The organism is Nitrospinota bacterium (genome assembly GCA_016235255.1).
GTDB lineage: Bacteria > Nitrospinota_A > UBA7883 > UBA7883 > JACRLM01 > JACRLM01.
Window position 1 is genome coordinate 1 of record JACRLM010000109.1, and the last position, 7794, is coordinate 7794.

The window sequence follows — 7794 nt, forward strand, 5'->3', positions numbered from 1 at the left end:
CGGCGAGCCTCACAATCGTGTTGGAGATACCCGTCATACTACGCGCCGAACTGAAATCGAGACCAGAGCAAATCATGATAAACCTTCGTTCTCTCAACCTGTTACAATCAGTCATGTCGTTAGCGTTGGGACACTAGTGAAAATTTACATAACTTATACGATAAATTTAAAAACTTTGACAAAAGTTAAAGTCATCAATAAAATAGCTTATCGTTTTGAAATATCATTTCAAAACGGATTCCGGGCGGATAAGGGGCGGTGGAAACAATCCAAATCGGATTTAACTGTGTAAAAAATGGCGGAAAAAAACAATTCCGGCGAGTCCTCCTCGGCCAAAGCCATTGCATACGTCAAAATAGCCAAAGGTCTGCACGGGCTGGGTGAAACGGCCCTTGCGATGGAAGTGTGCGAAAGCGGGATAAAAAAGCTGCCGGAAAGCGCCTCGACCCATATCGCAAAGGCTGAAATACTTATCGCCAGGTTCAACGCCGAGGGGAAGGGCGAACTGGTCAAGACGGCCCTTGTCAGCCTGGAGACAGCCTTAAAGCTCGATCCGCACAATTACCTTGCAAAACTTCTCGCCAGCCAGATATACCTTAAGGCCAAGAAGGTGGGCCGCGCCAAGGAACTTCTCACGGAGATATTGAAGACCTCTCCGGACGACGAGAAAGCAGGCGTCTTGATGGCCATGATCACCGAAAAGGAAAAGGCCGCCGAAGAGGCCCGGCTTGCCGTCGAGCGGGAGGCGGACGAATCCCGCAAAAAGGCCGAACAGGCCGCCGAGGAGGCGAAGAAGGCCGAAAATGAAAAGAAGGCGGAGGAAGAGGCCAGGAAAGCCGAACAGGCCGCCTTGAGCGCTGAAGGGGGCGAAGAAGACGGCGGCGTTGTGGTGGTCGGCGGAAAACAGGTTGGCGATGCGGACGCCAAGATGGGGGACACGAAACCGGAGTCCGTTCAATGGGTGCTCGACGACAAGGTGGTGATCGGCGCCCAGGAGGAGTCCGACGACGAAATGGCGCACGAAAACCTCAGCGCCAAGCTCACCCTTTTTTCCAGGCTCGACGGGCTTTTGGGCATTTTCCTTCTGGACAAGAACGGCCAGCCTTTCAAGGTGCTAAACAAGGCCAAGCTCAACGAGAACGTCTTCCCGTCGCTGGTGTTCAATATTCTGAAGGCCTCCATGAACGGAGTGCGCCGCAGCGGGCTTGGAAGTTTCCAGAGAGGGACCCTGGTCACCCCGATCGGCACTATCATCGTGGCCAACGTTTTTTACGCCACGCTTGCCGTGGTTGTGGGGGAGGACGCGAACATGACCGTTGTGGAGACCCGTATCCAGCGTTACCTTTCGGAGGTGGCCTAAATGAGTTCGCTCAAGTCCATCCTCAAGGTCCTGTGCGGTTCCGAAGGCGTGAAGGGCGCCATCATGATAACCAAGGACGGGATGGTGATAGAGACCAACCTGGACCCGAAGTTCGACGCGGAGACGCTGGCGGCGTTCATGTCTCAAATATACGTGACCATAACAAATTCTCTGGCCGGGCTTGGGCAGAAGGAATTCACGCGGTACGTGATGCAGTCCAACCAGGCTAAAATATTCCTTATGGACTTGGGCAAATCCGCGCTTATAACCATAACGGACGTGGACACCGACCAGGGGAAGGTGAACGTGGCTTTTTTCCAGGCGGCCAACGAGATAAAGAAAACGGGGCGTATAGATGTATAACGGTATTACCGGTTTGAAGGAGTATTCGGCGCCGTGCAGATAAACTACGGCAAGAGGGAGGTATCCTGCAAGCTGGTCTATTACGGCCCCGGCATGAGCGGGAAGACCACAAACCTTGAAGTGATCCACCAGAAGGTGCCCGAGCACAGCAAGGGGGAGATGACATCCATCGCCACCGAGGGGGACCGGACGCTGTTCTTCGACTTCCTGCCGCTCGACCTCGGGCAGGTGAGGGGGATGACGACGAAATTCCAGCTTTACACCGTCCCCGGCCAAGTCTATTACTCGTCCACAAGGAAGCTTGTGCTGCAGGGGGCCGACGGGGTGATATTCGTGGCGGATTCGCAGGCGAGCAAGCTGCCGGAGAACATAGAGTCGCTGAAGGACCTGCAGACGAACCTGGAGGAATACGGGCTGAAGATAGACGAGATGCCCATAGTGATCCAGTGGAACAAGCGGGACCTTCCCACGGCGATGCCCGTGGATGAGCTCGAACAGAAGGTCAACTGGATGAAGGCGGCCACCACCACCGCCTGCGCCGCCACCGGCGAGGGGGTGCTTGGGACGCTCAAGCTTGCCGCGGCCCTGATTCTCGACCGGCTCAACACCAAAGAGCCTGGAGCCGCCGCCGCGCCCAAAAAGCCGTCCGCCGCCCAGCCAGCCGCCGCCGCGGCCGCCCCGAAGGCCGAGGAGGCCCCGGCGCCTGAGAAAAAAGAGGTGTATATCGCCAAGATAAACGCCGACCAGATATCGCGCCAGTATTTCACCCAATACGGCCAGGTGCAGTACAGGCTTGGCGCCAAGTCCGACGATGTGGACGATTTCCGGAAGTTTTCTCCGGAGGAGAAACGCAAGCTTTTAGAGTCGCTTATAAACTACGTGCTTCTGCTCCAGGACGCCAAGAAGAGGAGCATCCAGCCGGCCAAAGAGGAAGTGGAGGCGCAGGTCAACGACTTCGTAAAGCGGTTCCGTTCCCGGGAGGAGCTGGACGCGTACCTTGCCAGGCGGAAGCTTTCGCTTGATAATCTGCGCAACGAAGCGACGAAAAATGTGATAATAAGTAAAATTATCCAGCAGGTGATCCCTAATATCGGAGAAAGACTCAAGATCACCGAGGCCGAAGTGAAGACTTTTTACGACGAGAACGCGGCCAGGTTTGGCGGCAAAGGGCTCGACAGCGTCAAAGGGGAAGTGATCGCGGCCATGAAGGGAGTTCGCAAGCGCGCTCTTTTGGAGGAGTTTTTCGGGAAACTCCGCGGTCAGGCGGCGATACAGATATTCAACGAAAACATCTGATAACGGGAAAGGCGGGGCCGGCGGCATGAAAGACGAGCAACTCAGGGAACGAAGGCTTGTCTATTATAAGGACGATTTAGACCAGATAGACAAGCTTCTGGAGGAATTCCTGAAACTGTCCAACGCCAGGTGTATCTTCCTTATAGACAAAGAAGGGCACTTGATCACGCAGAAAGGGGTCACCCAAACGTTCAATTCGGCCACCCTTTCGGCGCTGGTGGCGGGCGCCTTCGCCGCGACAAAGGAAATGGCCCGCATCCTGGGGGAGACGGAGTTCTCGGTTATGTTCCACCAGGGGAAAAAGGACCATATCCATCTTTCCCTGGTGGGGGACAGGGCCATAACAGCCACGGTGTTCGACGAGAAGACTACCGTGGGCATGGTCAACCTTTACGCCAAGGAGCTTATCGTAAAGCTTGAAAAGATTTTCGAGATCGCATCCAAGAGAGTGCCTCCGAAGGACCAGAATCTGGAACTTGGGTATTCTGATTCGGTGAGAGACAGGCTCAACGATATGTTCAAGGACTGATATTCCCGGCGTCCGCTTAAAACAGCGCATTCAAAGGGCTCTTCGCAAAAATGAACCTGTTCAAATCCATTCTGGCTCCGGCTTTGATCGTCTGCCTTTCGGCGTCCGTGTCCTATCCGCAGGCCAGGGGGGACATCCCGCTGATACCTCTGGAAAACCTCAAGTCCGGCGACCTTGAATCGAGCCCCGACCTTAAAAAAGGTTTTGAAACGTGGCGAAAGGCCATAGACGCGGGGGACGAGGCGGGATCTTTTTCCGAGTCCAACAGGATGCTCGAAGTAATCAACAAGCTTGGGACCCGGAACCTTTTCATATTGTCGGACATGTGCATGGCCGTGGGCAAGGCGTCGCTCGCGGGCAACAACCTGCAGGGGGCGTACCTGGCCGCCAAGCACGCCACGTTTTTCGCCCCGGACGATCCGGCGGCCCATTTTTTTCTGGCACGTGCAATATTCGAAAAGAACAAGACCGACATCAAGGGAGTGGGCGTGGCGCTGGCTTCCGGGATCAAGGCGATGGCCAGGGACAGGTTCCACCGTGACCGTTTCATTTCAGCGGCCGCCCTTCTGTTCTCAAGGGGCGCGCTGCTGACATTTGCGATCGTTTTCGCCGCCTTGTTCGCGCTCAACTTCAAGGCCGTGATAGCCAACATGGTGGAAAGCTTTCCGGCGCTCAATGAGGGGAAATGGAAATACGCGGCGGGATTCATGCTTATATTAATTCCGCTGGCCGCCGGCGGATGGCAGCTTTTCATCATCGCCCTGCCGTTATTCATATGGCCCACGCTGCGGCTCGGGGAAAAGTTTGTCGTGTCGGTGTTCGCGTTGCTGGCCTTCTCCGCCCCTTACGCCACCGATTATATCGCCAAGGGGGCGACCCTGGCCGGGGCGGACACCTACCGGGCGCTTTACCTTTTGTCCGGGAACACGTGGGATTACGAGACGAAAATGTCCCTGGAGCGGGAGCTTGCCGCCAATCCGGACGACAAGGTGGTGGCGTTCGCCCTGGGGCTTTTGAACAAGTTGAGCAAGAACAAGGAGGCCTCGGTGAAAGCCTTCGACGCCGTGCTGGCGGCCGATCCGGAGGACGTGAGGACGCTAGTGAACAAGGGGAACGCATATTACATCGCGCGGGAGTATGACAACGCGGCGGCGATGTACCGCAAGGCGATGGAGGCGCAGCCGCAGTCGGTGGAGGCGTACTTCAACCTGTCGGTCACCATGAACGAAATGCTTCTGACCAAGGACTCGGAGGCCGAATACAACAAGGCGCTGGCCATAGATCCGGAGCTGACACGCAAATATGTGGCCATGACCAAGGAGCAGGACCACGACAAGAGGATTGTGGACTTCCCGATCACTGCGCATGACCTGGAGGCCTACAGCCGGTCCATCGAGATGAAGACCGGAGAAGTGTCCACCTTCACATGGAACGCCTGGATGGGCTCCACCTCCATGAAGACATACAAGGGTATCGCCCTGGGCCTTATCCTGTTGCTGGCCTTCTCGCAGATACTGTGGATGAAAAAAATATCCAACTACGTCTGCGGCTCTTGCGGGGCCGTGTTCCACCCGGCGATACGGCTTGCCGGGGAAGCGCCGCACTGCAACCAGTGCGTGGCGGCTCAGATATCCAAGGCTGGCGTGTCGTCGGCCAAGAAGGACAAGAAGAAGAAGGAAATAAGGGAATACAAGGAAGGGGCAAGCCGTCTGGCGGGAATCCTGGACAGGATGGCCCCCGGCGTCGGGCGCCTGTACGCCCACGACAGCGTTTCGGGCCTGCTGTTCACTTTCATCACTTGCACGCTCGTGGTCTATGGCGCGGTCAACCTCGCAGCGGACTTCATGTCCGCCCAGCCGGCCTCGGCGCTGCAGTACCACGCGTTGTACCTTGTCCTGGCGGCGCTTTACTGGGCGCTGATGAACACAGCGTTAAAGAAGGATTTCTACTGACATGGCCCTGCAAGGCAACCTGGACGATTTTAACATCCTCAACATCCTCCAGATGATAAAGCTGGAGGGGAAGACTGGCCGGCTTACGGTGAGCGACAAGGACGACCTTGTGCGCATAACCTTTGACAACGGGGCGATCATATTCGCGGAGGGTCCCCCTGCCAAGGACGGGGCCAGGATCGAGTCGGCGCTCCTTGGAAACAAGCTTATCGCCCAGGCGGACTGGGACGAGGTGAAAAGGGAGCATGAGGACAAGCTAAAGCCGTATTTCGAGCTGCTGGCGAAAAAAATCCAGCCCCAGCTGGTAATAGAGCTTCTCAAGCGCCAGGTGATAGACAACGTCTATTACGGCCTGCGGTGGAAGACCGGCAACTACGAGTTTTCCCCCATGAAAAGCATCAAGTACAACGACAAGATAATGACCCCCATGGACGTGGACGCGCTGCTCATGGAAGGGTGCCGCATCGCCGACGAGTGGCCCCGGGTGGTCGCTTCCATCCCGCCGATGGGCACGTTCATAACGAAGAACATCCTCGGCGAAGGGGAGGAGGACGACTCGGCGCAGGTGAAGACGTCTGAAACGGGAGGGGACTTCAAAGGATCGCTTGAATACGAACTGCTGGCGGCCCGGGGAGTCAACCTTAGGGACTCGGAGATAAACATCCTTTCCGTCATCGGAAAGGGGACGACCATACAAAACGCCATGGACTCGGCCAGGCAGGGGCATTTCACCAGCCTGGAGGCGGCGAAAAACCTGCTGCAGATGGGGATCATAAAGCCAACGGCGGTCAAAAAGACCAAGGCCATGGCGGCGGACTACAGCGGCAACACCTTGCGGATCGGCGCCATAGCCGTTTTGGCGCTGCTTATCGCAGGGGGCATAGCGTGGCAGGTGATATCGTGGTCTCAGATAGCGGAGACCCAAAAGCAGGGGGTGATCAAGGTCAAGGCGATGCAGGCTCACAACGACCTGCGGGAGATAGAGCACGCCCTGAAAGTCTATAACGCCGTCAACGGCTCGCCGCCTCCCACCCTCCAGGCGATAGAAGACGCAGGGCTTGTGGACAAGGGGGGGATTGTGGATCCGTGGGGATCGCCATATCAATACACCGCCGGCAAGGAGGGCTTCACCCTTTATTCCAACGGGCCGGACGCTTTCCTGGCCACGGACAACATATATCCCCCCGGCCAGCCTGCGCCGTCCGCCCGCGCCAGGATGTGACCCTTCCTGCGATGGGATCCCAACGAAAACTGTCCATTGCGCTTCTTGTGGTGTCCGACCGCGCCAGCCGTGGCGAACGGGCCGATAAATGCGAGGCGGCCTTGCTGGGATTTCTGGAAATCCATGGGCAAACGTTGGCGCATTGCGCTGTCGTTCCGGACGAGGCGGACCAGATAGGCGCCACGTTGTCCCAATGGGCCGATTCGGGAAAATACGACCTGATATTGTCCGCCGGCGGCACGGGGCTTTCGCCAAGGGACGTGACCCCGGAGGCCACCTTGCCAATATTGGAAAAAGTCATCCCCGGCATACCGGAGGCGATGCGCGCCGCGTCCTTAAAAATCACCGACCGGGCGCCATTGTCGCGCGGCCACGCCGGGATCCGCAAAGGCTCCATGATAATCAACCTTCCCGGCAGCCCCAAGGCTTCGGTGGAAAACCTTTCGGCGGTATTCGGCGCGGTAATCCACGGGATAGACAAGGCGCAGGGGGACCAGGCGGATTGCGGGGTGGGGTGATGTTTAAATATCCTGCTCTGTTAATCCCGCGTGTTTCATCAGGTTCCTCTGCAAACCTGCTTTAAGAGATCTGTTGCCGTGAACTGGGATTGAAAGCCTGGTGATAATTCCTGGTTTGCCGAAGATATGATGACTTCCATGAATTCTTAACAAAATTCATCCGTGCGTACCGACGATTTGCGCCAGCCGCTTTCCGGAAACAGGCTTCATAAGGCTATTTCCAGAATTTTGTCTCCCTCTGAAAGTTCCGCGGGTTGCACATCAACGGATAAACATCCTTCCACCGCTTCATGAATGTTCTCCAACAATTCTTCCATTGTTTCGCCTTGTGTGGCGCATCCGGGGATTGCCGGGACTTCCGCCCAAAATCCACCCTCCTCGGCCTTATGAATAATTATTTTCAGCTTCATCGTCGAGTCAATCCCTTTTTTAGTTGAAACTCCCGGCATGACCGTCACGCCGCTTTCACCATTATCTTCCCCGCCAGAGCCCGTTTCATGATCTCACGCAGTTCTGGCAGGTGTTTATAACCGCTCACTTTCCTCAACCTGGGC

Annotated in this window: 8 protein-coding genes and 1 pseudogene; 7 read left to right on the plus strand and 2 right to left on the minus strand. The window is 56.4% G+C overall.

Going from position 1 to position 7794, the window contains the following annotated elements; genetic code table 11:
- The first annotated feature begins 295 nt into the window (after window positions 1–295).
- The 7 genes from HZB29_14075 to HZB29_14105 are packed head-to-tail and all read left to right on the plus strand — an operon-like array spanning window position 296 to window position 7240.
- Window positions 296–1360 (plus strand): tetratricopeptide repeat protein, encoded by a 1065-nt coding sequence (locus HZB29_14075; protein ID MBI5816726.1) that lies wholly within the window; start codon window positions 296–298, stop codon window positions 1358–1360.
- Window positions 1361–1723, plus strand: a complete 363-nt coding sequence (locus tag HZB29_14080) for a roadblock/LC7 domain-containing protein (GenBank protein MBI5816727.1) — start codon at window positions 1361–1363, stop codon at window positions 1721–1723.
- Between the two features lie 33 nt (window positions 1724–1756).
- Window positions 1757–3019, plus strand: a complete 1263-nt coding sequence (locus HZB29_14085) for a SurA N-terminal domain-containing protein (protein ID MBI5816728.1) — start codon at window positions 1757–1759, stop codon at window positions 3017–3019.
- Window positions 3020–3044: 25 nt separating this feature from the next.
- The gene (locus HZB29_14090) at window positions 3045–3548 is read left to right on the plus strand and encodes a roadblock/LC7 domain-containing protein (GenBank protein ID MBI5816729.1); all 504 of its coding nucleotides are present in this window, start codon (window positions 3045–3047) and stop codon (window positions 3546–3548) included.
- Window positions 3549–3598: 50 nt separating this feature from the next.
- Window positions 3599–5500: a hypothetical protein gene (locus HZB29_14095; GenBank protein ID MBI5816730.1), complete on the plus strand. Its 1902-nt coding sequence runs from the start codon at window positions 3599–3601 to the stop codon at window positions 5498–5500.
- 1 nt (window position 5501) lies between these two features.
- A complete protein-coding gene (locus HZB29_14100) occupies window positions 5502–6722 on the plus strand; it encodes a DUF4388 domain-containing protein (protein ID MBI5816731.1) in 1221 nt (406 codons plus the stop codon).
- A 29-nt stretch (window positions 6723–6751) separates the two neighbouring features.
- The gene (locus HZB29_14105; GenBank protein MBI5816732.1) at window positions 6752–7240 is read left to right on the plus strand and encodes a MogA/MoaB family molybdenum cofactor biosynthesis protein; all 489 of its coding nucleotides are present in this window, start codon (window positions 6752–6754) and stop codon (window positions 7238–7240) included.
- A 3-nt stretch (window positions 7241–7243) separates the two neighbouring features.
- On the opposite strand, the pseudogene HZB29_14110 reads toward HZB29_14105, so the two are convergent.
- Both HZB29_14110 and HZB29_14115 read right to left on the minus strand, forming a co-directional pair.
- A pseudogene (locus tag HZB29_14110) lies at window positions 7244–7450 on the minus strand (type II toxin-antitoxin system HicA family toxin).
- Window positions 7447–7650: a type II toxin-antitoxin system HicB family antitoxin gene (locus tag HZB29_14115; GenBank protein ID MBI5816733.1), complete on the minus strand. Its 204-nt coding sequence runs from the start codon at window positions 7648–7650 to the stop codon at window positions 7447–7449. Before HZB29_14115 ends, HZB29_14110 begins: the two are co-directional and overlap by 4 nt.
- Window positions 7651–7794: the final 144 nt, after the last annotated feature.